The 23,676-nt window shown below is 68.2% G+C and carries 21 protein-coding genes; 18 read left to right on the top strand and 3 right to left on the bottom strand.

From position 1 onward, the window contains the following. The first annotated feature begins 16 nt into the window (after positions 1-16). From nirD to cobA (OOB33_RS12745), 3 genes are read left to right on the top strand one after another with little or no spacing between them, the layout of a single operon-like run. Complete coding sequence (gene nirD / locus OOB33_RS12755; protein WP_271008953.1) at positions 17-397, top strand: nitrite reductase small subunit NirD; 381 nt, start codon at positions 17-19, stop codon at positions 395-397. Between the two features lie 16 nt (positions 398-413). Beyond that, positions 414-3,233, top strand: a complete 2,820-nt coding sequence (locus tag OOB33_RS12750) for a nitrate reductase (RefSeq protein ID WP_271008952.1) — start codon at positions 414-416, stop codon at positions 3,231-3,233. Next, a complete protein-coding gene (gene cobA / locus OOB33_RS12745; RefSeq protein WP_271008951.1) occupies positions 3,230-4,021 on the top strand; it encodes a uroporphyrinogen-III C-methyltransferase in 792 nt (263 codons plus the stop codon). Before OOB33_RS12750 ends, cobA (OOB33_RS12745) begins: the two co-directional genes overlap by 4 nt. A 32-nt stretch (positions 4,022-4,053) precedes the next feature. Here the strand turns inward: cobA (OOB33_RS12745) and OOB33_RS12740 are convergent, their stop codons facing one another. Beyond that, the gene (locus OOB33_RS12740) at positions 4,054-5,103 is read right to left on the bottom strand and encodes an FAD:protein FMN transferase (RefSeq protein ID WP_271008950.1); all 1,050 of its coding nucleotides are present in this window, start codon (positions 5,101-5,103) and stop codon (positions 4,054-4,056) included. A 10-nt stretch (positions 5,104-5,113) separates the two neighbouring features. After that, on the bottom strand, positions 5,114-5,521 hold the full coding sequence (locus tag OOB33_RS12735; RefSeq protein WP_271008949.1) for a c-type cytochrome: 408 nt from the start codon (positions 5,519-5,521) through the stop codon (positions 5,114-5,116). A gap of 201 nt (positions 5,522-5,722) precedes the next feature. Here OOB33_RS12735 and OOB33_RS12730 point away from each other — a divergent pair, with 201 nt between their 5' ends. The 15 genes from OOB33_RS12730 to OOB33_RS12660 all read left to right on the top strand — a co-directional run bounded on the left by OOB33_RS12730 (position 5,723) and on the right by OOB33_RS12660 (position 22,789). Further along, positions 5,723-6,106: a DUF2946 family protein gene (locus OOB33_RS12730; protein ID WP_271008948.1), complete on the top strand. Its 384-nt coding sequence runs from the start codon at positions 5,723-5,725 to the stop codon at positions 6,104-6,106. 14 nt (positions 6,107-6,120) lie between these two features. After that, the gene (gene nosZ, locus OOB33_RS12725; protein ID WP_271008947.1) at positions 6,121-8,067 is read left to right on the top strand and encodes a TAT-dependent nitrous-oxide reductase; all 1,947 of its coding nucleotides are present in this window, start codon (positions 6,121-6,123) and stop codon (positions 8,065-8,067) included. A gap of 106 nt (positions 8,068-8,173) precedes the next feature. Continuing rightward, positions 8,174-10,825 (top strand): NosR/NirI family protein, encoded by a 2,652-nt coding sequence (locus tag OOB33_RS12720; RefSeq protein WP_271008946.1) that lies wholly within the window; start codon positions 8,174-8,176, stop codon positions 10,823-10,825. After that, on the top strand, positions 10,822-12,141 hold the full coding sequence (locus OOB33_RS12715; RefSeq protein ID WP_271008945.1) for a nitrous oxide reductase family maturation protein NosD: 1,320 nt from the start codon (positions 10,822-10,824) through the stop codon (positions 12,139-12,141). Before OOB33_RS12720 ends, OOB33_RS12715 begins: the two co-directional genes overlap by 4 nt. After that, a complete protein-coding gene (locus tag OOB33_RS12710) occupies positions 12,116-13,096 on the top strand; it encodes an ABC transporter ATP-binding protein (RefSeq protein ID WP_271008944.1) in 981 nt (326 codons plus the stop codon). The genes OOB33_RS12715 and OOB33_RS12710 overlap by 26 nt, the downstream gene beginning before the upstream one ends. After that, entirely contained in the window at positions 13,096-13,920 is an 825-nt protein-coding gene (locus OOB33_RS12705; RefSeq protein ID WP_271008943.1) for an ABC transporter permease, read from the top strand. Before OOB33_RS12710 ends, OOB33_RS12705 begins: the two co-directional genes overlap by 1 nt. Then, positions 13,917-14,477, top strand: coding sequence for a nitrous oxide reductase accessory protein NosL (locus OOB33_RS12700; protein WP_271008942.1), 561 nt, complete (start codon positions 13,917-13,919; stop codon positions 14,475-14,477). The genes OOB33_RS12705 and OOB33_RS12700 overlap by 4 nt, the downstream gene beginning before the upstream one ends. Before the next feature lie 5 nt (positions 14,478-14,482). Continuing rightward, on the top strand, positions 14,483-15,118 hold the full coding sequence (locus tag OOB33_RS12695; protein ID WP_271008941.1) for a nitrous oxide reductase accessory protein NosL: 636 nt from the start codon (positions 14,483-14,485) through the stop codon (positions 15,116-15,118). A gap of 317 nt (positions 15,119-15,435) precedes the next feature. Beyond that, positions 15,436-15,861: a c-type cytochrome gene (locus tag OOB33_RS12690; protein ID WP_271008940.1), complete on the top strand. Its 426-nt coding sequence runs from the start codon at positions 15,436-15,438 to the stop codon at positions 15,859-15,861. Between the two features lie 9 nt (positions 15,862-15,870). Further along, a complete protein-coding gene (locus OOB33_RS12685) occupies positions 15,871-17,313 on the top strand; it encodes a cbb3-type cytochrome c oxidase subunit I (RefSeq protein WP_271008939.1) in 1,443 nt (480 codons plus the stop codon). A gap of 2 nt (positions 17,314-17,315) precedes the next feature. Next, positions 17,316-18,125 carry a CbbQ/NirQ/NorQ/GpvN family protein gene (locus OOB33_RS12680; RefSeq protein WP_271008938.1) on the top strand — a complete coding sequence of 270 codons (810 nt, stop codon included), beginning with the start codon at positions 17,316-17,318 and terminating at the stop codon, positions 18,123-18,125. Further along, the gene (locus tag OOB33_RS12675) at positions 18,118-19,113 is read left to right on the top strand and encodes a 4Fe-4S binding protein (RefSeq protein ID WP_271008937.1); all 996 of its coding nucleotides are present in this window, start codon (positions 18,118-18,120) and stop codon (positions 19,111-19,113) included. The genes OOB33_RS12680 and OOB33_RS12675 overlap by 8 nt, the downstream gene beginning before the upstream one ends. Before the next feature lie 16 nt (positions 19,114-19,129). After that, the gene (locus OOB33_RS12670) at positions 19,130-20,992 is read left to right on the top strand and encodes a nitric oxide reductase activation protein NorD (RefSeq protein WP_271008936.1); all 1,863 of its coding nucleotides are present in this window, start codon (positions 19,130-19,132) and stop codon (positions 20,990-20,992) included. A 178-nt stretch (positions 20,993-21,170) separates the two neighbouring features. Continuing rightward, entirely contained in the window at positions 21,171-21,878 is a 708-nt protein-coding gene (locus OOB33_RS12665) for a Crp/Fnr family transcriptional regulator (RefSeq protein ID WP_271008935.1), read from the top strand. Between the two features lie 170 nt (positions 21,879-22,048). Beyond that, a complete protein-coding gene (locus OOB33_RS12660; RefSeq protein ID WP_271008934.1) occupies positions 22,049-22,789 on the top strand; it encodes a Crp/Fnr family transcriptional regulator in 741 nt (246 codons plus the stop codon). Here the strand turns inward: OOB33_RS12660 and cobA (OOB33_RS12655) are convergent. Beyond that, positions 22,774-23,655, bottom strand: coding sequence for a uroporphyrinogen-III C-methyltransferase (cobA, locus tag OOB33_RS12655; RefSeq protein ID WP_271008933.1), 882 nt, complete (start codon positions 23,653-23,655; stop codon positions 22,774-22,776). The two genes, OOB33_RS12660 and cobA (OOB33_RS12655), sit on opposite strands and share 16 nt — an antisense overlap. Between the last annotated feature and the right edge of the window lie 21 nt (positions 23,656-23,676).

Genomic DNA, 23,676 nt, shown 5'->3' with positions numbered 1-23,676 from the left:
ACACAGAGACACAGCCATGACACCAAGCTGGAAAACCATCTGCGCCCTGGCCGACATCCCCGTCCTTGGCGCCCGCCGCGTGGCCCGCGCGCAGGGCTCGCAAGTGGCCATCTTCCGCACTGAAGACGACCAGGTCTTCGCCCTGCTGGACCGCTGCCCTCACAAGGGCGGGCCGCTGAGCCAGGGCCTGGTCTTTGGCCACTCGGTCGCCTGCCCGCTGCACAGCTGGACGATTGCACTGGACAGCGGCCAGGCCATCGCCCCCGACGAGGGCTGCGCCGCGCGCTTCCAGATACGCGTGTTGGAGGGCCAGGTGCAACTCGATCAGACGGAGCTCGACACCCTAGGCCTGGAGCTCGCGCCGCTCAAGGCCGGCCCTTGCGCCAAGGCCGCCTGAGCATGAGCAGCGCGCCATGAGCACGGAGACTCGCTCCACCTGCCCTTATTGCGGCGTCGGCTGCGGGGTGATCATCGAAAGCAGCGCGGGTGAAATCACCGGCGTCAAAGGCGACCCCGCCCACCCCGCCAACTTCGGCCGCCTGTGCAGCAAGGGCAGCACCCTGCACCTCACGGCCACGCCGCTGATCCGCCAGACCCAGCGACTCTTGCAACCAGCCTGGCGGCCCAGCCGCGGCGCCGCGCCCGAGGTGCTGAGCTGGGAAGCCCTCAACCAGCGCCTGGCCCAGCGCATCGCCGCCGTACATGCGGAGCATGGCCCCGACGCCATCGGCCTCTACATCTCCGGCCAGCTGCTGACCGAGGACTACCAGGCCTTCAACAAGCTAGCGCGCGGCCTGCTGGGCACCAACAATATCGACAGCAACTCGCGCCTGTGCATGAGCTCGGCGGTGGCCGGCTACAAGCAAGCCCTGGGGGCGGACGCGCCACCCGCCTGCTACCAAGACATCGAGCAGGCCGACTGTGTTTTTATCAGCGGCGCCAACCCCGCCTGGGCCCACCCCATCTTGTTCCGCCGCCTGGAAGACGCCAAGGCCCAGCGGCCGGCGCTCAAGCTCATCGTCGTTGACCCACGGCGCACCGAAAGCGCCGAGCTGGCCGATCTGCATCTGCAGATACTGCCCGGCACCGATGTGGCCCTGATGCACGGCCTGCTGCACGCCTGCATCTGGGAGGGCTGGCTAGACGCCGACTTCATGGCCCGCCACACCCTGGGCTTTGATGAGCTCAAAGCCCTGGTGCGCAGCAGCACGCCCAAGGATGCGGCACGCATTTGCGGCATCCAGGAGGCTGACCTCTTGACCGCCGCGCGCTGGTTCGCTCAATCACCCGCCACGCTGTCGCTGTACTGCCAGGGCCTCAACCAAAGCAGCAGCGGCACAGCCAAGAACACCGCGCTGATCAATCTGCACTTGGCTTGCGGCCAGATCGGCCGGCCCGGCGCCGGGCCGTTTTCGCTCACGGGCCAACCCAATGCCATGGGCGGGCGCGAGGTCGGCGGCATGGCCAGCCTGCTGCCGGGCCACCGCGAGCCCGGCAATGCCGCGCATCGTGCCGAGATCGCCCGCCTGTGGGGCGTGAACGCCCTGCCCGAAACGCCGGGCAAGACGGCAGTGGAGCTGTTCGAGGCCGCCGCCAAGGGCGAGATCAAGGTGCTGTGGATCGCCTGCACCAACCCGGCCCAGTCCATGCCTGACCAGGCCCTGGTGCGACGTGCGCTGGCCCGCTGCGAGCTGGTGATCTTGCAAGAAGCCTTTGCTGACACCGCCACCGCCGCCTTCGCCGATGTGCTGCTGCCGGCTGCCTCCTGGGGCGAAAAGGAAGGCACGGTCACCAATAGCGAGCGCAGCATCAGCCGCGTACGTGCCGCGATTGCACCGCCTGGCCAGGCCCGACCCGACTGGCAAATCGTGCGCGATCTGGCCCGCCGGCTTGCCCCCTTGCTGGGCCAGCCCGATCGCTTGCCCTACACCTGCGCCGAAGACCTGTGGCTGGAGCACCGCGCCGCCACCGTCGGCCGTGACCTTGATATCGGCGGCCTCAGTTGGGCCATTCTGGACCGCGACGGCCCTCAGCAATGGCCCTACCCGGCCGGTGCCACCCAGGGCCAGGCCCGGCTCTATCTGGACGGCCAATTCCCCAGCGCCGACGGCCGCGCCCGCTTCATCAGCCTGACCTACCGCCCGCCCGTCGACAAGCTCGACGCCCGCTTCCCCCTGGCGCTCACCACCGGCCGCCTACGCGATCAATGGCATGGCATGAGCCGCAGCGGCTTGCTGCCGCGCTTGTTCGGCCACGAGCCCGCACCGGCCCTGCGCCTGCATCCGCAAGACCTACCCCTGCGTGGGCTCAAGGATGGCGAGCTGGCCCTGATCAGCTCGCGCCACGGCCAGCTCATCCTGCCGGTGCGCGCCGACTCGCTGATGCGCCCGGCCCAAGCCTACTTGCCCATGCACTGGGGGGAAGAGTTTGTGTCTGGCCGCGGCAGCAACGGAAACGGCGAAAGCCAAGTCTGGCCCGGCGTCAATGCCTTGCTGGGCAAGCAATGCTGCCCCGACTCGCGACAGCCGGAGCTTAAGTTCGCCGCCATTCAGGTTAAGTCGATAGCGCTGCCATGGCGGCTCAGCGCGGCAATCTGGTGCGCGCCAGCCGAGGCCGTGCAGCTGCGCGCTAGCTTGCGCGCGCTGATGGGTGAGTTCGACTACGCCAGCTGCCTGCCGGTGGCCGGCACCTCGCCCGAGCAAACCGGCTGGTGCTTTGACGCGGCGGCGGCCACACCCCCGGCCCCCGCACTGCTGAGCCAGCTGCGCGCGCTGCTGGGTCTGCATGGTGTTCAGGTACTTAGCTATGCCGACAGCCATCGCCAGCGCAGTCGCCTGCTGGGTCTGGACCGTTCGGGCGCGCAAGCCCGGCTGCGCGCCGTGCTGCTGGTGGGTGGGGCCGAGATGGATGAGCGCGCCGCCAGCGCCTGGTTGCTGACACTGTGGCGCGAGGCCGAGCCAGTGGCTGCGCTGGGCACCCAGCTGCTGAGCCCCAAGCCGGTGCTGCCGGGCCATCCACAGGCGAGGCAACGCAGCCCGCAGGTCTGCAACTGCCTGGATGTGTCGGAAGCCCGCATCTGCAACCAGCTGCAAAGCCTGGCCGGCACGCCGCACGAGCGCTTGCAGGGCCTGCAAACCAGCTTGCGCTGCGGCACCCAATGCGGCTCCTGCCTGCCCAGCTTGCGGCGGCTGGAGGCGCAAACCCCCTTTCTTGAAGAAGTCCATGCATCATGATGAATCAACGCCAGCACAGCCAAACCCCCTGCGTCAGCCTGGTCGGTGCCGGCCCTGGAGACCCGGACCTGCTGACCCTGCGCGCCCTGCGCCGCATCGAAGCAGCCGACGTAGTGCTGAGCGACGATCTGGTCGATGCCCGCGTGCTGGCCTTGATCAAACCTGGCGCTCGGCTGATCCATGTCGGCAAGCGCGGCGGTTGTGTGTCCACCGAGCAGCGCTTTATTCACGAGCTGATGATTCGCGAAGCCACCGCCGGCCTGAACGTCTTGCGGCTCAAAGGCGGCGACCCCTTTGTGTTCGGCCGTGGCGGCGAGGAGATGGACGCCCTTCGCGCTGCCGGCATCGCGGTGGAGGTGGTCAGCGGAATCACCGCCGGCATTGCCGCGCCGGCCAGCATCGGCATCCCCGTCACCGATCGCCGCCACGCCCCCGGTGTGGCCTTCGTCACCGGCCATGGGCGCGAGGACGGCGGGGCGGGCGTCAACCCAGACTGGCACGCCTTGGCCCGCAGCGGCCTGACCCTGGTGATTTACATGGGCCTGGCACGGGTGGAGCAGTTGGTAGCGGCACTGCGCGCCGGGGGCTTGGCAGCGGACACTCCGGCAGCTGCCATCGCTGCGGCACACACGCCGCAGCAACGCGCCACGATCTGCAGCTTGGGCACACTGGCTGCGCAGCTGCACAGCGAGCGCATCACCAGCCCGGCCGTTCTAGTCTTTGGCACGGTGGTCAGCCTTGCCTATGTGCAAAGCCTGGACTATCGTGAATTCGTGCGCTACGCCTAGCAAGCACATAAACTGGCTTCAAGGAATGGCACTCAAGGCGCCCACGGGCGCAGGGCTCGCTGCATGTCCGACGTGGCCCACACGGTTTGGTCGGGGTAGACCAGCAAGGCCTGCAATTCAGGAGTGCGCCCCAGATAGTCGCGGCTGTAGCCGTGCCCGCCCAGCATGAAGGCCGCACCGAGGCCGTTGACCAGGTCCACATTGCGCGCCCACAAGCTGACCCCACAAGCGCCTTGGCTGGGGCGGCCGGAGCGGGGGCTGAGAATATGGTGCTGCCGCTGGCCGTCAGCGATGAAGTAGCGCTCGTAGTCGCCACTGGCCGCCAGCACGCCCTGACCTTGCAGATCGAGCACGCCGAGCACTTGCTGCGGCCGCCGCGGGTCGCGCAAGCCGACCCGCCAAGGGCGACCCTGGTTGCGGCCGCGGTAGAGCACATCGCCGCCGCCATTGATCAAGGCGTTCGCCACGCCCCAGTCTTGCAGGCGGCGCATGCCGGCCGCCAAGATCGGCAGCTTGGCGACACCGCCCAGATCCAGCGCCATGCCGGGCCGCAGCAAATGGGCACGGCCTGCAGCAGGATCCAGGCGCAGGCCCGCGGCATCCACCAAGCTGCGCTCCTGCGCCAAGATGCCTTCATTCGGCACCGCTCCATGCTGACCCGGTTCGAAGCGCCAGCTCTTGAGCGCGCCGACGGTCATGTCGAACCAGCCCTCGGTGCGCCGATGCAACGCAAGGCCGGTCTGGAGCACGGCCATCAGCTCGCTCGGAACCGCCACGGCGCTGCGCCCCGCGGCCTGGTTGATGCGGCTGAGCGGGCTCTCGGGCTCGTAGCGGCTCATCATGGCGCTCAGACGAGCCATCTCGCCGAAGGCGCTGTCCATGGCCTCGGCCAGGAAGGCGGCCGAGCCGCCCTCGGCCACCATGTCCACCCGGGTTCCCAGCAGAGGGCGCGAATCGCGGCGCTGTGCGGCCATGGCCCGCGCCGGCTGTGGCAGGGCTGCCGCCGAGGCCAGCAGCGGCAAGGCCCAGGCCAACGCGCTGCGCCGCGACAGGGCGGCGCCGGAGGGGGCCGGTCGCTTCATGGTCGGATCCTCACTGGGACAAGGCCACCATGTGGTCGACCGCGGCCTTGACGTCCTCATCGGTCAGCGAAGCACCGCCGCCGCGGGCCGGCATCATGCCCTTGGCACCGGTGAAGCCTTCCAGCGCATGCTTGTAGAGCAGGTCTTTGCCCTGGGCGATGCGCGGGCCCCAGTCGGCTTTGTCGCCGGGCTTGGGTGCACCGGCCACGCCGGCCGCATGGCACATGGCGCAGGTCTTGCCGTAAATGCCTTTGCCGACGGAGTTCTCGGCCACGGCCGGCGCACTGGGCACCGGTGCCGCCACGACGGCGGGCGTGGTCGTTGGCGTCGGTTCGGCGGCCTCTTCTTTCTTGCCGCAGGCGCTCAGCAGCAAGAGCAGTCCGGCCAGCGCCAGGGTGGTTTTGACAAACTTGGACATAACGAATCCTTCAGGTGGCACCAAAGCGGCGTTCTGCGCAGATTCTAGGCAGCGTGCAGCGCCGGGAGAAGGCCCGGCCAGCGATATCTGCAGCCAAGCCCGCTCTATTTGCTTTTCTTGAACCAGTTCAAGGCGTACAGCGACCCGGGTCGGGATCATCGCTGCAAGCTTTCTGATGCCCAGCCCGATCCCCTCCGCCCCATGTGCTCCGCCACCCTCGTCCCCACCTTCAGCCGAACGCTGCGCCGCTGCGTGCTCGGCTGGCTGCTGCTGGCGATGGCGGCGGCCTGGGCGGCACCGCTGATCGAGCACGGTAGGCTGGACCTGGTCTGCTCGGGCTCCGGGCAGATGCGCCTGGTTCAGCTCGGCGATGACGAGGGCGCAGCCGGCCAGGCCGGCAGCCCCTCGGGCCTGGACTGCCCCAACTGCCTGCTGCTGGGCCCCCTGCCCGGTCCCTGCCTGTGGCAGCCGGCCCTGCCACTCGCAGGCGCAGGACTGGCGGCTTCGACGCGGCCTTCTGCTCCCCACACCTTCCAAGCCGCGCCGCCCCCGGCACGCGGCCCCCCAAGCCCCCGATTCCACTGAAGAGGACGTCCCCCATGAACGACAAGAAGAGCAAGACACCGGCAGCCATCGAACAGCCCGCACTGGGCCGCCGCCGCTTCGTCAACAGCGCCGCCTTGGCTGGCCTGACCCTCGGCGCCGTCGCTTGCAGCGACAAGCCCGGCTCAGCCGCTCCGGCGGCCGCCTCCGGCCCGGCGCCGGGTGGCCATGCCGCGGCAGGCAGCGGCGCCGCCAACGCCGCACATCTGAAGCCCGGTGAGCTGGACAGCTACTACGGACTCTGGAGCGGCGGCCACACCGGCGATATGCGCGTGCTGGGCCTGCCCTCGGGCCGCGAGATCACCCGCATCCCCTGCTTCGTGCCCGATGCCCTGGTCGGCTGGGGCCACACCAACGAGTCCAAGAAGGTCATGGGCACCAAGGCCGACGGAAGCCTGAAGTACACCGTCGCCGATACCCACCACACCCATGCCTCCTACAAGGACGGCAACTACGACGGCCGCTACGCCTGGATCAACGACAAGATCAACAGCCGCATCGCCCGCATCCGCCTGGACTACTTCGTCTGCGACAAGATCACCGAGCTGCCCAATGTGCAGGGCTTCCACGGCATCTTCCCCGACAAGGCCGACCCGGTGGACCCGAAGATCAACTACACCACCCGCGTGTTCTGCGGCGGTGAGTTCTCCGTCCCCCTGCCCAACACGGCCGGCAACGAAGACGCGAGCACCTATCACTCGCTGTTCACCTGCGTCGATGCCGAGAGCATGGAGGTCCGCTGGCAAGTGCTGATCGACGGCAACTGCGACCTGACCGCCACCTCCTACGACGGCAAGCTGGCCGCCACCAACCAGTACAACACCGAGATGGGCGCCAAGTACGAGGACATGATGTCCTCCGAGCGCGATGCCTGCCTGTTCTTCAACATCGCCCGCATCGAGGCCGCGGTCAAGGCCGGCAAGTTCAAGACCTATGGCGACTCCAAGGTGCCAGTGGTGGACGGCACGCACGCCGCCAACAAGGACCCCAAGACCGCGCTGACCGCCTACGTCTCGGTGCCCAAGAACCCGCACGGCGTCAATGCCAGCCCGGACGCCAGGTACTTCATCTGCGCCGGCAAGCTCTCGCCCACCGGCACCGTGATCGAGTTGGCCAAGGTGCTCGATTACTTCGACGGCAAGCTGGAGTCGCCGGACAAGGCCATCGTCGCCGAGGTCGAGCTGGGCCTGGGCCCCTTGCACACCGCTTTCGACGGACGCGGCAATGCCTACACCACGCTCTTCCTGGACAGCCAGGTGGTCAAGTGGAATCTTGAGGCCGCCATCAAGTTCCATGCCGGCGACAAGAGCGCCAAGTACGTGGTCGACCGCATCGATGTGCAGTACCAGCCGGGCCACCTGAACGCCAGCCAGTCGGAAACCCGCGCCGCGGACGGCAAGTACCTGGCCGTCGGTTGCAAGTTCTCCAAGGATCGCTTCCTGCCGGTCGGCCCCCTGCACCCGGAGAACGAGCAGCTGATCGACATCTCGGGCGAGAAGATGGTGCTGATGGCCGACCACCCGGTGCGCGGCGAGCCGCATGACTTCATCATCTTCAAGCGCGAGTTGCTGAATCCGAAGAAGGTCTACGAGCTCGACGACTTTCCCAATGCGATCAAGGACCCCAAGGAATCCGGCGTGTTCCGCAAGGGCAACAAGGTCGAGGTCAAGATGACCTCGCAAGCCCCGGCCTTCAGCCTGCGCGAGTTCAAGCTGAAGAAGGGCGATGTGGTGACCCTGACCTTGACCAACTTGGACAAGATCGAGGATCTGACGCACGGCTTTGCCATCCCCAAGTACAACGTCAACTTCATCGTCAACCCGCAGGAAACCGCCTCGGTGACCTTTGTGGCCGACAAGCCGGGCGTGTACTGGTGCTACTGCACCCACTTCTGCCATGCCCTGCATCTTGAGATGCGCACGCGGATGATTGTTGAGGCTTAAAGCAAAAGAAGAGCCCAGGACGGCGGACTCGAGCCCTGCCGTCCTGACCCCCGGCGCCCACCTGGACCTCAAACAGGACGGGGCGCCGGCTCCCCTGAAAGTGCCCATGTTTTCGCGATGCCATCTCTTGGCGGCCACACTGAAGCGCAGCTTCTGTCTGGCCGCGTTTTTGCTTGCTTTCACCGCCCTCCCCGGCGCCGCCAGCGCCAAGGAAGGCGCCTACGAGGCGGAGCTGCCGGCCGGCCTGGCCCAGGCACGCGATATGTGCGCCCTGCTGCCCTGCGCCAAGGTCTTCCCCGGCGCGCAGAGCTTTTCCGAGCGCATGGGCACGCCGCCCTATGTCGAGGCCTATGGCGCCGCCGACGCCGCCGGCAAGAAGCCGCTGCTGGGCTATGTGATGCTGTCCACCGACATCACCGACACGCCGGCCTACTCCGGCAAGCCGGTGGTCACCCTGATCGGCATGGACCGGGCCGGCCGTTTCGTCGGCACCCAGGTGCTCAAGCATTCCGAGCCCATCCTGTTGCTGGGCATTCCGGAGTCCGCGCTGCTGAACTTCAACAAGCAGTACCTGGGCAAGTCGGTGGCCGACAAGATCGAGGTCGGCCAGTCGCGCCCCGATGAGGGCGTGCTGGGCCTGGACGCCATTTCCGGCGCCACCGTCACCGTGATCGCGCAGAACCAGGTCATGATGGCCTCGGGCCAGGCGGTGGCCCGCCAGGTCGGCATCCTGCCGCCCACGCTGCGCGAAGCCGCCCGCTACCAGGCCACCGAGCCCCAGGGCCAGGCGCTCAGCTGGGCGCAGCTGAAGGCGCTGGGCGCCTTGCAGCGCCTGAGCGTGCGCAGCGAGCAGCTGGGCCTGGCGCACAGCGACCAGCCCTTCATCGAACTCTGGTTCGGTGACCTCAACCACCCCGATGTCGCCCGCAGCCTGCTGGGCGAGCGCGGCCGGCAGCAGCTGCAAGCCACGCTCAAGCCGGGCGAGCATGCCATCTTCGTGGTGCGCAGCGCCGGTGTGGAGTCCTTCAAGGGCTCGGGCTTTGTGCGCGGCGGTCTCTACGACCGGGTGCAGCTCAAGCAAGGCGCCGATGCCTTCACCTTCCGCGACCTCGACTACCTCAATCTCTACGGCCTGCAGGCCGAGGGCGCACCGGCCTTTGACGAGTCGGCCATCTTCATCGTTCGCAACAAGAGCTTCTCGCCCGCCTACCCCTGGAAGCTGGCCTTTCTGGGCAACAAGGTCGAGCGCGCCACCGGCACACGCAGCTTTGTCAATTTCGACGCCCAGGTCTGGCTCGATGATCGCCTTCTCGTGGGCGGCCGCCCGGCCCTGCCCGAGGTCGCCGCGCCCTGGGTGCAGGTCTGGAAGAGTCGGGCGCTGGAGATCGCGCTCTTCGTCGCCCTGCTGCTGACGGTCACCGTGGTCTATGCCCTGCGCGAGCGCTTGACACGCCTGTCCACGCACAAGAACAAGTGGCCGGTCAATGGCTTCAAGTACACGGCCTGGGCGCTGAGCATAGTCTTCGTCGGCTTCGGCGCCATGGCCCAGCCCTCCATCACCCAGGTGCTGACCTGGTTCCATGCCTTGCTGTTCCAGTGGACCTGGTCGCTCTTCCTCAGCGACCCCTTCATCTTCTGCTTCTGGATCTTCATCATCGCCACCGTCTTCCTGTTCGGCCGTGGGCTGTTCTGCGGCTGGATGTGCCCCTTCGGCTCGCTGTCCGAGGCGCTCTACAAGATCGGCAGCAAGCTGGGCCTGAAGCGCTGGCAAGGCCATCTGCCGCAGCGCTGGCACGACCGGCTCAAATGGCTCAAGTACGGCGTCTTCTTCGGTCTGCTGAGCGTGTCCATGTTCTCCATGGGCCTGGCCGAAAAGCTGGCCGAGGTGGAGCCGTTCAAGACCACCTTTCTGGTCGGCATCAGCCATCGCGCCTGGCCCTACGGCCTCTTCGTCTGCCTGATCCTGGGGGTCTCGCTCTTCATCGAGCGGCCCTATTGCAAATACATCTGCCCGCTCGGCGCGGCCCTGGCCATGCCCAGCACCTTCCGCTGGTTCGGCCTCAAGCGCAAGCAGGACTGCAACAGCTGCAAGGCCTGCGCGGTTGGCTGCGGCTCGCTGGCCATCGACGCGGCCGGCCGCATCGACCACCGGGAATGCCTGCACTGCCTGGACTGCATGATTCTCTACACCGATGCCAAGGGCTGCCCGCCCCTGGCCAAGGAACGCAAGCGGCGCGAGCGCGACGGCCTCTTGATCACGCCGATCGGCCGCGACGGTTATTTCATCCCCATCGACTCGGTGCCGGCGATCTCGGCCAAGGTCGCCGCCGGCCCCGACCCGCGCATGCCCAGCGAAGCGGTGAGCCCCGCGCACAAGGCCGGCCGCAGCGGCCTGGCCTGGCTGGCGCGCGAGTTCTGGGACCATCTCTGGCCCTGGAACGCCGGCGCCTTTGCCAGCCAGCGAGCGCTGCAGATCGCCGGCTTCTCCCTGGCCCTGGCCGCCAGCATGGCCTGGGTGCTGGCCGGCAGCGGCCGGCTCTCGCAGAGCGCCATCATCGCCTGGTGGTTCGGCTGGAGCGTCTACGAGGTGCTGATTCGCCTGGCCGGCAAACGCCATGTCAAAGACGGCCCCTGGTGGAAAGCCAACTACCGCCGCGCCAGCGTGATGGACATGCTCAGCTATGTCGGCTTCAAGAACCTCTTGATCGGCGCCGTGCTCTTCCTCGCGCTCAAGTCCATGGGCGGGTTGTCGGCATGAGAGCAGCCACGGCCACCTGGCTCTTTGCGCTGCTGCTGATCGGCGCCTCGGCCGACGCCGCCACCGTGCGCGTGCGCCCCGGTGAATCGCTGCAGCAGGCGCTGGACGGCGCCAGACCGGGAGACACCGTGGAAGTGGAGCGTGCCCTGCACAGGGGCAACTTCATCATCGACAAGCCGCTGATCCTGCGCGGTATCGGCCGGCCGACACTGAGCGGCGCCATGCAGGGCGACACGCTGCGGGTGACGGCCGCCGACGTGACGATCGAAGGCCTGATCGTGCGCGACTCGGGCGACAGCCTCAAGGACCAGAACGCCGGCATCTATCTGCGCCCCGGCGCGCACCGGGCCGTGGTGCAGAACTGCGACCTCAGCTACAACCTCTTCGGCCTGTGGATCGAGAAGGCCAACGATGTGCGCATCGAGGCCAATCTGATCACCGGCAAGCGCGAGTACAACAGCTCGCAGCGCGGCAACGGCATCCAGCTCTACAACACCACCGGTGCCCGCATCATCGGCAACAACATCGGCTTTGTGCGCGACGCGCTCTACGTCGATGTCTCGCACCACGCCGTCTTCCGCGGCAACAAGCTGCACCACAGCCGCTACGGCAGCCACTACATGAACTCCTACTACAACCTGTGGGAGGACAACGACAGCTACTACAACCGCGGCGGCCTGGCCTTGATGGAGGTGCGCGACCAGGTGGTGCGCGGCAACCGCACCTGGGGCAATAGCGACCACGGCATCATGCTGCGCACGCTGCAGGACTCGCTGATCGAGAACAACATCATCGCCGGCAACAACCGCGGCTTCTTCATCTACGACGTCGAGTACGCGACGCTGAAAGGCAATCTGATCGTCGACAACCATGTCGGCGTGCACCTCTCGGCCGGCTCGACCCGCAATGTGGTCGAGGGCAATGACTTCATCGCCAACCGCGAGCAGATCCGCTACATCGGCGCGCGCGACGAGGTCTGGGGCTGCCCCTTGCCCAAAGACCGCAAGGATCGTGGCAAACCGGTCCCGCCCGAGCAGTGCGCCGGCAACCACTGGAGCAACTACCTCGGCTGGGACCGCAATGGCGACGGCCGCGGCGACGTGCCCTACGAGGCCAATGACATGGTGGACCGCCTCAGCTGGCGCTACCCCGGCCTCAAGCTGCTGCTGGCCAGCCCGGCCATCCAGGCCCTGCGCCTGGTCGGCCAGCAGTTCCCGGTGCTGCGCGTGCCCAGCGTGATCGACCCCCGTCCGCAGATGCGGGCGGCCCACAAGCAATGGAGTGAATGGCGTGACAAGCACTATCCCGGCCAATGACGGCAGGTCCGGCGAGGGCGGCAGCCCGGCCATCGAGCTGCGCGGCCTGAGCAAGCATTACGGCCGCCTGCGCGCGGTCGACGGCGTCGACCTGCGCGTGCAGCGCGGCGAGATCTTCGGCCTGATCGGCCACAACGGCGCCGGCAAGAGCACCTTGTTCAAGATGATGCTGGGCCTGGTCGCGCCCAGCAGCGGCGAGGTGCTGATCCAGGGCCGGCCCATCAGCGGCGGCGACTTCCGCGCCATCCGGCGCGGCCTGGGCTATCTGCCCGAAAACGTGGTGCTGTATGACAACCTCAGCGGACTGGAGACCTTGCAGTTCTTCGCCCGTCTGAAGGGCGCAGCGGCCGCGCAATGCCAGCCGCTGCTGGAGCAGGTTGGTCTGGCCGACGCCGGCCACCGGCCGCTGCGCGAGTACTCCAAGGGCATGCGCCAGCGTCTGGGCTTTGCCCAGGCCTTGCTGGGCCGGCCCCAGCTGCTGTTTCTCGACGAGCCGAGCAACGGCCTGGACCCGCAAGCCATACGCGACTTCTACCGCAGCCTGCAAGCGCTGCGCGAGCAGGGCGTGACGGTGCTGATCACCTCGCACATCCTGGCCGAGCTGCAGGAGCGCGTCGACCGCCTGGCCATCATGGCGGCCGGCCGCATCCAGGCCCTGGGCACGGTGCAGTCGCTGCGCGAGCAGCAGCAGGCGCCGCTGCACATCGAGCTGAGCCTGGCCAGCGAGGCCGATCTGCTGTTTGCGGAGCAGCTCCTGGCCGGCCAGGGATTGGCCTGCCAAGCTTTGAGCGGCGCGGGCCACCGACTCAGCCTGAGCTGCCCGCGCGAACACAAGATGGCCGCGCTGGCCCTTGCCACCCAGCTGGGCTCGCGCCTGCTGGACCTGAAGATTCTGGAGCCCTCGCTCGAAGACCTGTTCTTCGGCCTTGGTGACGCCGCCCGGAGGCCCGCCTGATGGAAGCCGCACGACAGATCCTGACCCTGGCTGCCAAGGAGTTCCGCGAACGCATGCGCAACCGCTGGGTGCTGGCCGTGGCCCTGGTGTTCACCTTGTTCTCACTGGCCATCACCTACTTCGGCGGCTCCGCCCAGGGCCAGATCGGGCCGCGCTCGATCGAGTTCATCATCGCCAGCCTGGTCAGCCTGGTCATCTACCTGATCCCGCTGATCGCCCTGCTGCTGGGCTTCGACGCCGTGGTCGGCGAGCGCGAGCGCGGCAGCCTGGACCTGCTGCTGGCCCTGCCCATCACCCGGTTGGAGCTGCTGCTGGGCAAGTACCTGGGCCTGGCCGCAGCTTTGAGCCTGTCCACGCTGAGCGGCTTTGCCGTGGTGGCCGGCCTGCTGTGGCAGCAATTCGGCTGGGCGGGGCTGTACCACTACCTGGGCTTTGTGCTCAGCGCCTTGCTGCTGGGCCTGGCCTTTTTGAGCCTGGCCGTGCTGCTCTCGGTGCTGGCGCGCGAGCGCACGCGGGCCTCGGGCCTGGCCATCGCCCTCTGGTTCTTCTTCGTGCTGGTGTTCGACCTGGTGCTGCTGGGCCTGCTGGTAGCCGGCGCCGGGGGTGGCTGGCTGGCCGGCGACGCCCTGGCCTATGCCTTGCTGCTGAACCCGGCCGATGTGTTTCGCATCCTCAATATCTTTTCGCTGGAGGACATGCGCACGCTCTACGGCCTGGGCACCCTGGTGCCTCCTGCCATGGCCAAGCCCTGGTTGATGGGCCTGGTCATGGGGGTCTGGATCGTGCTGCCGCTGGCCCTGGCACGCTGGAGATTCCGTTCATGAAAACACTGCTTGATTCATCCCCCGTGCTGCCGCGCCGCAGCCTGCTGATCGCCGGCATGGCGGGACTGGCCGGCCTGGGCCTGGCCGCCTGCGGCAAATCGGCCGAGGACAGCCAGCAAGCCCTGGTCCCGGCCGAGATCGACCCGCGCAGCACCTGCGACCTCGACGGCATGCTCTTGGCCGACTACCCCGGCCCCAAGGCGCAGATCTTCTATGAGGGCACGCCGCAACCGCTGTTCTTCTGCGACACGGTGGAGCTGTTCAACACCTTGCTGCGGCCCGAGCAGGTGCGCGCCGTGCGCGCCGCCTTTGTGCAGGACATGGGCCTGGCCGACTGGGAACAGCCGCGCGGCCATTGGTTCGAGGCCAGGAACGGCCTCTATGTGCTGGGCAGCAAACGCCATGGCTCCATGGGCCCGACCCTGGCCAGCTTCAGCCGCGAGGACCAGGCCCAGGCCTTCATCAAGAGCTGGGGCGGCCGCCTGCTGCGCTATGCCGAGATCCGCCCCGAAATGGTGGACCTCAGCGGCGGCGCCCTGCATGACAGCCGGATGTAGGCGCCATGGCCCTGGTCCCCAAGCCGAACCTGCGCCGGCGGCAGCTGCTGCTTCGCCTGGGCCTGCTGACGGCCGGTGTCAGCGCCGGCCTGCTGGCCCGGCGCGAGGGCAGCGAGGCCCGCGCGCAGGCCGACATGAGCGACTTCTGCGTGCTCGCGCCGCCACAGCCCTACCATGCCGGCTCGGGCCTGGGCCTGCTGCAGCCGCGGCCGATTCCGGCCGACGCGCGCTGCCCGGTCTGCGGCATGTTCCCGGCGCGCTCGCCGGAATGGGCGGCGCAGCTGATCTTCAGCGACGGCGCCACCCAGTTCTTTGACTCGCCAGTGTCCCTGCTGATCTATCTGCAGGACGTCGGCCGCTATGCGCGCGGCCGCTCGGCTGCCGATGTCGCGGCACGTTATGTCCGCGACGCCGGCGGCAAGCCGAACCAGCCAGGCGCCTGGCTGGACGCGGACCAGGCCGTCTTCGTCAGCGGCTCCGACGCTCTGGGGCCGATGCGGGCCGGCAATCTGCCGGCTTTTGCCGACCGCGCGGCGGCGGAGGCCTTTGCGCAGCGGCGCGGCGGTGAAACGCTGCGTCTGGCCGAGATGACCAGCGCCCTGCTGCGCCGGCTGGACCCGAGGGCGCATCTCGGGCATTGAGGCGTCGGGGGCGGGAGAGGTTCGCCAGGTCCGTCATCACAGCCGCGCGGAGAGGAAGAGCCCCGGATTTCGGCCTGCGGCCTGCATCCAGGCTACGGGTCCGGGCCCCCCAGCTTTCGCGGCAACTCTTTCTTTCATTCATTCATTCAAGCGCGACCCTGCGACGCCGGACGGCCTGGCAGCCGCCCCGGCGCCATCAGGGTTTGCACTGTGTGTTGAAGCGCCGGACCGGTTTTTCCTTGTTCCGGTTCAAGGAAGCGGCGCACATAAGTCCCTAGTCTTGCGGCATCTGCAACAGACCCTGAGGACGGACCATCATGAGCCGAGGCTTCACCAGCCAGATGGCGCGCAATATCTTCTACGGAGGCACCTTGTTCTTCGTGCTGCTGTTCGCCGCGCTGATCTTCGATACCGAACAAAGAATTCCCAAGCGATCCAATGCCGGCGAACTGACGCCGGCCGTGGTGCGCGGCAAGCACATCTGGGAAACCCGCAACTGCATTGGCTGCCACACCCTGCTCGGCGAAGGCGCCTATTTCGCGCCCGAGCTGGGCAATGTCTACAAGCGCCGCGGCCCTGACTTCATCAAGGCCTGGATCAAGGCCCAGCCGACCGGCGCCCCCGGCCGCCGCCAGATGCCCAACTTCCAGCTCGACGACAAGCAGCTTGATGACCTGGTCGAGTTCCTGCGCTGGACCAATGGCGTGGACACCGAGAAGTGGCCGCCAAACATCGAAGGTTGAGGAGACAACATGAAACCCACCACCCTCAAATACAAATCCCAGGCCGTCGCCAAGCTCTACTTCATCGGCGCACTGGCACTCTTTCTCGGCCAGATCGTCTTCGGCATCACCCTGGGCCTGCAATACCTGATCGGGGACCTGATGTTCCCGGCCATTCCCTTCAACATCGCCCGCATGGTGCACACGAATCTGCTGATCGTGTGGCTGCTGATGGGCTTTATGGGCAGCGCCTATTTCCTGGTGCCCGAGGAGGCTGAGACCGAGCTTTACAGCCCCTTGCTGGCCAAGATCCTGTTCTGGGTCTTTCTGGGCGCCGGCGCGCTGACCATACTCGGCTATCTGCTGGTGCCCTATGCCACGCTGGCCGAGATGACCGGCAACAACCTGTTGGCCACCATGGGGCGCGAATTCCTGGAGCAGCCGCTGCCGACCAAGCTGGGCATCGTCGTTGTCGCCCTGGCCTTTCTCTTCAACATCAGCATGACGGTGCTGAAGGGCCGCAAGACCGCCATCACCCTGGTGCTGCTGATGGGCTTGTGGGGCCTGGCCCTGATGTTCCTGTTCAGCTTCGTCAACCCCAGCAATCTGGTGCGCGACAAGATGTACTGGTGGTTCGTCGTTCACCTCTGGGTGGAAGGCACTTGGGAGCTGATCCTGGGCGCGCTGCTGGCCTTTGTGCTGATCAAGACCACCGGCGTGGACCGTGAAGTGATCGACAAGTGGCTGTACCTGATCGTCACCATGGCCCTGGTCACCGGCATCCTGGGTACCGGCCACCACTTCTTCTTCATCGGTCTGCCGGGTTACTGGCTGTGGGTCGGCAGCGTGTTCAGCGCCTTCGAACCGATTCCCTTCTTCATGATGACCCTGTTCGCCTTCAATATGGTGCAGCGGCGCAAGCGCGAGCATCCCAACCAGGCGGCCGTGCTCTGGGCCGTCGGCTGCGCGGTGATGGGTTTCCTCGGCGCCGGCGTCTGGGGCTTCCTGCACACGCTGAGCCCGGTCAACTACTACACCCACGGCAGCCAGATCACCGCCGCCCACGGCCACCTGGCCTTCTACGGCGCCTATGTGCTGGTGGTCATTGCAATGATCAGTTATGCCATGCCCCTGCTGCGCGGCCGCGAAGCCAACTCACGCCGCGCCCAGAGCGTGGAGATGTGGAGCTTCTGGATCATGACCATAGGCATGGGCGTGATGGTGCTGGCCCTGACCGGCGCCGGCATCCTGCAGGTCTGGCTGCAGCGCATGCCCAGCGAGGGCGCGATGAGCTTCATGGCCACGCAAGACCAGCTGCGCTTCTTCTACTGGCTGCGCATGGCCGGCGGCGTGATGTTCCTGCTGGGCCTGCTGACTTATCTGGCCAGCTTCTTCGTCGGCCCCGGCCGGGCCGAAGATGAAGCCCTGCACGAAAGCGCCCAGCAACACGGCGCCTTGCCCCGCGCGGCCTGAGCATGGAAATGCACAGTGCCAGGCAGTTGCAGCAACTGCCCTTCTACGCGCCCCAAGGCGAGGAATGCCGGCTCTTCGAGCAGGCCCATGCCAGCCGCCTGCCGCTGCTGATCAAGGGCCCGACCGGCTGCGGCAAGACCCGCCTGGTCGAGCATATGGCGGCCCGGCTGGGCCGGCCGCTGATCACGGTCAGCTGCCATGACGACCTCAGCGCGGCCGATCTGGTCGGCCGCCACCTGATCCAGGGCGGCGACACGCGCTGGTGCGACGGCCCGCTGACCCGGGCCGTTCGCGACGGCGCGATCTGCTATCTGGACGAGGTGGTCGAGGCACGCAAGGACACCACCGTGGTCCTGCACCCGCTGGCCGATGACCGGCGCCAGCTGGCCATCGAGCGCACCGGCGAGCTGCTGCAGGCCGCGCCCGGCTTCATGCTGGTGATCAGCTACAACCCCGGCTACCAGAACCTGCTCAAGGGCCTGAAGCCCAGCACCCGCCAGCGCTTCGTCGCCCTGGGCCTGGACTACCCGGCGCCTGACATCGAGCGCGCCATCGTCGCCAGCGAAAGTGGCTGCTCCGCCGAGGTGGCTGCCCAGTTGGTCCGCCTGGCCCAGGCCCTGCGCCGGCTGACCGAGCAAGACCTGGAAGAAACCGCCAGCACCCGGCTGCTGGTGATGGCGGCGCGCCTGCATGTGGCCGGCCTGGCCCTGCTGCCCGCCTGCCGCGCGGCCATCGTCGACGCGCTGACGGACGAGGCCGACACCGGCGCCGCCCTGCACGAGGTGCTGCGTGCGGTGATCGGCGATGCCTGATCCTGGCCCCGCGCCGGGCTCTTCAATTCAGCACAGCCAGCGGCTGCAGCGTCGTCGGCGCGCCACGCAGCTGGCCTTCTTCGCCCTCTTCCTGCTGGCGCCGGCCCTGAACCTGCTGCGCTTCGACCTCAACGAAACCCAGCTCTGGGTCTTGGGCCAGCGCTGGAGTCTGGGCATTACGGCCTTGCAGCGCGGCGAGGTCAGCGCCGATCAAGCGGCCCTGAGCCTGATCCTGCGCGGCATCCTGCCGGGCCTTGCCCTGGTGGCGCTCTTTCTCGGCGTGGCCTGGCGTTGGGGCCGGCTCTACTGCGGCTGGCTGTGCCCGCATTTCTCGCTGGTCGAGGGCCTGAACGCCTTGCTGCACAAGGCCTGCGGCAAATTCAGCCTCTGGGACGAGCAAAGCAGCCTGCGGCCGGGCGAGACCGCGCAGCGCCGCTGGTGGCCGGTCTATGCCTTGAGCTGCGCGGCTTTCGGCTTTCTCTGGGCCATCACCCTGCTGAGCTATCTGCTGCCGCCGCAGGCGATCTGGGGCGGCCTGCTGCAAGGCACGCTGACCGCCAACCAGAGCCGCTTCATCCTGATCGCCGGCAGCGCCTTCACCCTGGAGCTGCTGTTCGCCCGCCACCTGTTCTGCCGCTTCGGCTGCGCCGTCGGCCTGTTCCAGAGTCTGGCCTGGATGGCCAACCCGCGCGCCCTGGTCGTGGCCTTCAAGCGCGAGCGCGCCAGCGACTGCCGTACCTGCAGCACCGAGCGTGCGCCCGAGGGCAGCGCCTGCGACCGCGTCTGCCCGATGCGGCTGCGGCCGCGCCAGATCAAGCGCCTGATGTTTTCCTGCGTGCAGTGCGGCCGCTGCGTGGACCAATGCGCCGAGTCGCAACAGGCACAGCCGCAGCTGCCCCAGCCCCAGCTGGAATGGACCGTGGGCCTGGACGCGCTGCGCGAGACGCTGCGTCAGTCGAAAAGAAGCAGCAAGCGAACCGACCCTTGAAGTAGGAAGTTAGACCATGGAAGAGTGGATCGGCGAACGCTGGCATCGCTTCATCACCGGAGCCGCCGAGCGCGGCCATGCCGGGGCCGCCGTGGTGCTGCCCGATGTGCAGCAGGCCGCCGGCCTGCTCTACCGCGCCGCCGGCGGCAGCCACAGCCTGCGCATCGTGCCCGCGGCCGATATGCGCATAGCCGGCCCGCGCCACTGGCTGCAGCGCCTGGCCGGCAGCGGCACGCGCGCCGCCCTGCCACGCCTGGACACCGAGACTTTGGCCCTGCCGCCGCGCATCGCCCTGTTCGAGCAGGCGGAGCTGAACCGCGACCTCTACCTCTGGCTGGCCGCCCTGGCCGCCTGCTTCGAACTCGGTGCCAGCGGCAGCTGGGCGGGCGACAACCTCGCCGCTTGCCAGCTGGCCCTGCAGCGCTGCCCGGGCCTGCGGCCGCGCTGGCTGCGCTTGCGCGAGGCCCATCTGGCCCAACGCCGCGCCGAGGCCGTGGCACTGCGCACGCCAGAGGCGCGGGCGGCCGAGGCGCGCCTGCAAGCCCTGCTGCTGGCCGAGCCCGGGCTGGCCCAGCTCCATAGCAGTCTCGACGCGGAGGCCCCGCTGCTGGCCCCGGTCTGGCTGTGGCTGCAGGCCCTGCCTGCGGCCGCGGCGGGGGCGACGGGCCAGGCGCGCAGCGCGGCCGCGGGCGGTGGGTCACAAGCGCAACAAGAACAAGAGCAAGCGAAGCGCCGCCGCGCCCGCCCGGCCAAGCCGGCCTCGCAGCGGGCGCCGCTGCTGCTGGCCTCCAAGGCCGAATCGCTGCGCAGCTGGAGCGAGCATGTGCCGCTGGACCGGGCCAGCGAGGACGAGACCGACGAGGACGAGGCACGCGCCGCGGCCGACGATATGGAGGAGCTGACGCTGGCGCGCGAGGGCTCGGCCAGCGCCGCCCGCATCAAGTTCGACCTCGACCTGCCCAGCGCCAGCGCCGACGACCTGCCCCTGGGCGAGGGCGAGTCGCTGCCCGAATGGGACTGGAAGCGGCAATGCCTGCTGCCCGAACATTGCCGGGTGCAGACCCTGGTGGCGCGGCCCGGTGGCGCCGCCTTTGTACCGCCGGTCGCCCTGCGCCAGACCGCCCGCCGCCTGCGCCGCCGGCTCGAAACCCTGCGCAGCGCGCCGCAGTGGCAGCGCGGCTGCAACGAGGGTGAGGTGCTGGATCTCGATGCCTGGGTGCGGCATCTGGGCAGCCTGCAGGCCAGCAGCAGCCCCGAGCCGCAAGTCTGGGCCCGGCGCCAGCGCAGCGAGCGCAGCCTGGCCACCTTGCTGCTGGCCGATCTGTCCCTGTCCACCGACGCCTATGCCAACAACGAGCAGCGGGTGATCGATGTGATCCGCGATGCGCTCTATGTCTTCGGCGAGGCCTTGCATGGCTGCGGCGACCCCTTTGCCATGCTGGGCTTCAGCTCGGTGCGGCGCAGCCAGGTGCGCATCCATCAACTCAAGGGCTTTGACGAGGCCTGGTCCGGCCCGGTGCAAAGCCGGGTCGGCGCGATCAAGCCCGGCTACTACACCCGCATGGGCGCGGCGATTCGCCTGGCCACACGCCGGCTACAAGAGCGCCCCGAGCGCCAGCGCCTGCTGCTGCTGCTGACCGACGGCAAGCCCAATGACCTCGATGTCTACGAGGGCCGCTGGGGCATCGAGGACACGCGCGAAGCGGTGCGCGAGGCGCGCCGCGCCGGCCTGCAGCCCTTTTGCCTGAGCATCGACGAGCAGGCCCAGGACTATCTGCCCCATCTCTTCGGCCACCAGGGCTGGGCCCGTGTGGCCCGCCCGACCGAGCTGCCGCTGCGCCTCGCCGGCGTCTACAGCCGGCTGACTCGCGGCGTCTGAGGGTGAGAGTTTTTCTACTGCGCGCTCGCCACGAAAAACTCTCACCCTCTGTGAGTTAAGGAGCGAGCAAACCAGCAGGCCAACGTCAAGTCCGCGCGCTTGAGACAGATCAAGGCCGCGCGCCGCAGCGCTCTCGACAATGGCGGCATCTCAAGCCCCCCAAGACCGGAGCCCCGCCATGGACATGCGCGCCTTTGACCTGCCTCGTTATCTCTCGGTGCTGCCGCTGTTCACCGACCTCAGTGCGCCCGAGCTGGCCCGCCTGGCCGAGGGCTGCACCCTGCGCCGGCTGACGCGCGGCGACGCGGTGTTCCGCGTCGGCCAGCCCTGCGAGGAGTTCCACGTCACCGTCACCGGCCAGGTCAAGCTCTTCGCCATCTCGCCGGCGGGCCAGGAAAAGGTGATCGAGCTGGTCGGCCCCGGCCACAGCTTCGCCGAGGCGCTGATGTTCACCGGCCGGCCCTACATCATCAATGCCCAGGCCCTGAGCGACACCTTGCTGCTCTCGGTCTCCAAGCAGGCGGTGCTGACCGAGATCGAGCACGACAGCCGCTTCGCCCTGCGCATGCTGGCCGGCATCTCGCGCCGCCTGCATGGCCTGGTCCACGATGTCCAGGCCTATGCCCTGCACAGCGGCGTGCAGCGGGTGATCGGCTATCTGCTGCGCGACCAGCTGGCGGCGGACGGCAGCAGCGGCGAGTTCGTCACCGTCTCCCTGCCGGTCAGCAAGGCCACCATCGCCTCGCGCCTGAGCCTGACCCCGGAGTACTTCTCGCGCGTGCTGCACGAGCTGGAAGCGGCCGGCCTGATCGAGGTCGACAAGCGCGACATCCACATCCGCGACACCGCCCTGCTCGCCGCCTACACCGGCGCGGCGCAGGCCTGAGCCGCCGCCAGCAAGCGCCAGCCACCGCCATCGTCCGATGGAACTAGGGTGACTAGTTCCGTGGAACTACTGGCAGATGCGGCTTGATGCACATCAAATGAGCCCGGCCCGGGCTGAACAGAATCGCCTCCGCTGCGTCCTTCTCTTCAGCCCCACAACGAGGTTCAACGATGTCCCACACAACGATCTCCGCCGCCCAAGAGCTGCCGCGCTATCTGGCGGTGCAGCCGCTGTTCCGCGGCATCAGCGAGCCGGATCTGGCGCGCATCGTGGCCCAGGGTTGCAGCCTGCTGCGCCTGGCGCGCGGCCAGAGCCTGTTCAGTGCCGGCGAGGTCTGCGACAGCTTCCACCTGCTGGTCACCGGCCAGCTCAAGCTCTTCGCCATCTCGGCCCAGGGCGGCGAGAAGGTGCTGGAACTGCTGGGCCCGGGCCAGACCGTCGGCGAGGCCGCCCTCTTCAACGATCTGCCCCAGGCTTTCAGCGCCCAGGTGCTCAGCGATGCGCTGCTGCTGCGCATCCCCAAGGCCGCCATCACCGAACAGATCAGCCGCGACCCCAGCTTCGCCCTGCGCCTGCTGGCCGATGCCTCGCAGCGCATCCACGGCCTGCTGCGCGATGTCGAGAGCTACTGTCTGCACAGCGGCATGCAGCGGGTGGTGGGCTTCTTGCTGGACGGCGAGCCGCAAGCGCGGCAGGCGGCACGGCCGTCGGCGAGCCCAACGGCGAGGCGCGAGCCGCACACCGTCTCGCTGCCGGTCAGCAAGGCCACCATCGCCTCGCGCCTGAGCCTGACGCCCGAGTACTTCTCGCGCGTGCTGCGCGAGCTGGAGGACGAGGGCCTGATCCAGATCTCGCGCCGCGACATCCACATCCTGCAGCCGCAGCAGCTGGCCAGCTACACCTTGCAATAGTCTCGCGCCGAAGCCTGACTCCAGATTCCAGCGGCATCGCTGAGCTCGGGCGGCGCCGCCATCGCCGGCGCCAGCACCTCGTGCAAGGCGGTGACCGCGCCGATCAGCAGCAGGGTCGGCGACTTCAGCCCATGCGCCAGGGCCAGGTCCGGCAAGGCCTGCAGGCTGCCGCGCACGCAGCGCTGCTGCGGCAGGCTGGCGTTCTCGACCAGGGCGGCCGGCGTCTGCGCCGGCAGGCCGTGAGCGATCAGCTGGCGGCTGATCAGCGGCAGGCCAGCCAGGCCCATATAGATGACCACGGTCTGCTGCGGCCGCGCCAGCATGGCCCAGTCCAGCGCCAGCGCTTCTTCTTCCCCCTCCGCTCCGGCCTGCGCGGCCGTGCAGGCACGCAGGTGACCGGTGGCATAGACCAGGGTGCCGGCATGGTCGCGGTGGGTCAGCGGGATGCCGGCCGCGGCGGCGGCGGCCTGGGCCGCGCTGATGCCGGGGATGGTCTCGAAGCGGATGCCGGCGGCGGCCAGGGCCTCGGCCTCCTCGCCACCGCGACCGAAGATATAGGGGTCGCCCCCCTTCAACCGCAGCACCCGCCGGCCGCCGCGCGCCAGCTCGATCATCAGCGTGATGATGGCTGCCTGGCTCAGGTGGTGGCGGCCGCTCTGCTTGCCGACGAAGACACGCTCGGCTTGCGGCGAGGCCAGGGCCAGAACCTGCTCCGAGACCAGGTGGTCGTAGAGCAGCAGATCGGCCTCGGCCAGCGCGCGGGCGGCCTTCAGGGTCAGCAGCTCGGGGTCGCCGGGTCCGGCGCCGACCAGGGTGACCTGGGCGCGCTGCGTGGAGAGCAAGGAGTGGCTGTGGCTGGCGTTCATCGAGGGCTCCGGCATCGGCAG

It is taken from the genome of Paucibacter sp. B51, from assembly GCF_027863535.1.
In the GTDB taxonomy this organism is placed as follows: domain Bacteria; phylum Pseudomonadota; class Gammaproteobacteria; order Burkholderiales; family Burkholderiaceae_C; genus Paucibacter_A; species Paucibacter_A aquatilis.
The sequence above is the reverse complement of the archived record's forward strand: the minus strand, read 5'-3'. Positions and strand labels throughout refer to the sequence as shown.

What these genes read in the sequence shown, in the direction of transcription:
- OOB33_RS12720 (WP_271008946.1), top strand. Translation starts at nt 8,174, where the DNA reads ATGTTTTCGCGATGCCATCTCTTGGCGGCCACACTGAAGCGCAGCTTC.
- OOB33_RS12690 (WP_271008940.1), top strand. Translation starts at nt 15,436, where the DNA reads ATGAGCCGAGGCTTCACCAGCCAGATGGCGCGCAATATCTTCTACGGA.
- OOB33_RS12700 (WP_271008942.1), top strand. Translation starts at nt 13,917, where the DNA reads ATGAAAACACTGCTTGATTCATCCCCCGTGCTGCCGCGCCGCAGCCTG.
- OOB33_RS12685 (WP_271008939.1), top strand. Translation starts at nt 15,871, where the DNA reads ATGAAACCCACCACCCTCAAATACAAATCCCAGGCCGTCGCCAAGCTC.
- nosZ (WP_271008947.1), top strand. Translation starts at nt 6,121, where the DNA reads ATGAACGACAAGAAGAGCAAGACACCGGCAGCCATCGAACAGCCCGCA.
- OOB33_RS12680 (WP_271008938.1), top strand. Translation starts at nt 17,316, where the DNA reads ATGGAAATGCACAGTGCCAGGCAGTTGCAGCAACTGCCCTTCTACGCG.
- nirD (WP_271008953.1), top strand. Translation starts at nt 17, where the DNA reads ATGACACCAAGCTGGAAAACCATCTGCGCCCTGGCCGACATCCCCGTC.
- OOB33_RS12675 (WP_271008937.1), top strand. Translation starts at nt 18,118, where the DNA reads ATGCCTGATCCTGGCCCCGCGCCGGGCTCTTCAATTCAGCACAGCCAG.
- OOB33_RS12660 (WP_271008934.1), top strand. Translation starts at nt 22,049, where the DNA reads ATGTCCCACACAACGATCTCCGCCGCCCAAGAGCTGCCGCGCTATCTG.
- OOB33_RS12740 (WP_271008950.1), bottom strand. Translation starts at nt 5,103, where the DNA reads ATGAAGCGACCGGCCCCCTCCGGCGCCGCCCTGTCGCGGCGCAGCGCG.
- OOB33_RS12735 (WP_271008949.1), bottom strand. Translation starts at nt 5,521, where the DNA reads ATGTCCAAGTTTGTCAAAACCACCCTGGCGCTGGCCGGACTGCTCTTG.
- OOB33_RS12670 (WP_271008936.1), top strand. Translation starts at nt 19,130, where the DNA reads ATGGAAGAGTGGATCGGCGAACGCTGGCATCGCTTCATCACCGGAGCC.
- OOB33_RS12730 (WP_271008948.1), top strand. Translation starts at nt 5,723, where the DNA reads ATGTGCTCCGCCACCCTCGTCCCCACCTTCAGCCGAACGCTGCGCCGC.
- cobA (WP_271008951.1), top strand. Translation starts at nt 3,230, where the DNA reads ATGATGAATCAACGCCAGCACAGCCAAACCCCCTGCGTCAGCCTGGTC.
- OOB33_RS12695 (WP_271008941.1), top strand. Translation starts at nt 14,483, where the DNA reads ATGGCCCTGGTCCCCAAGCCGAACCTGCGCCGGCGGCAGCTGCTGCTT.
- OOB33_RS12715 (WP_271008945.1), top strand. Translation starts at nt 10,822, where the DNA reads ATGAGAGCAGCCACGGCCACCTGGCTCTTTGCGCTGCTGCTGATCGGC.
- OOB33_RS12705 (WP_271008943.1), top strand. Translation starts at nt 13,096, where the DNA reads ATGGAAGCCGCACGACAGATCCTGACCCTGGCTGCCAAGGAGTTCCGC.
- OOB33_RS12665 (WP_271008935.1), top strand. Translation starts at nt 21,171, where the DNA reads ATGGACATGCGCGCCTTTGACCTGCCTCGTTATCTCTCGGTGCTGCCG.
- cobA (WP_271008933.1), bottom strand. Translation starts at nt 23,655, where the DNA reads ATGAACGCCAGCCACAGCCACTCCTTGCTCTCCACGCAGCGCGCCCAG.
- OOB33_RS12750 (WP_271008952.1), top strand. Translation starts at nt 414, where the DNA reads ATGAGCACGGAGACTCGCTCCACCTGCCCTTATTGCGGCGTCGGCTGC.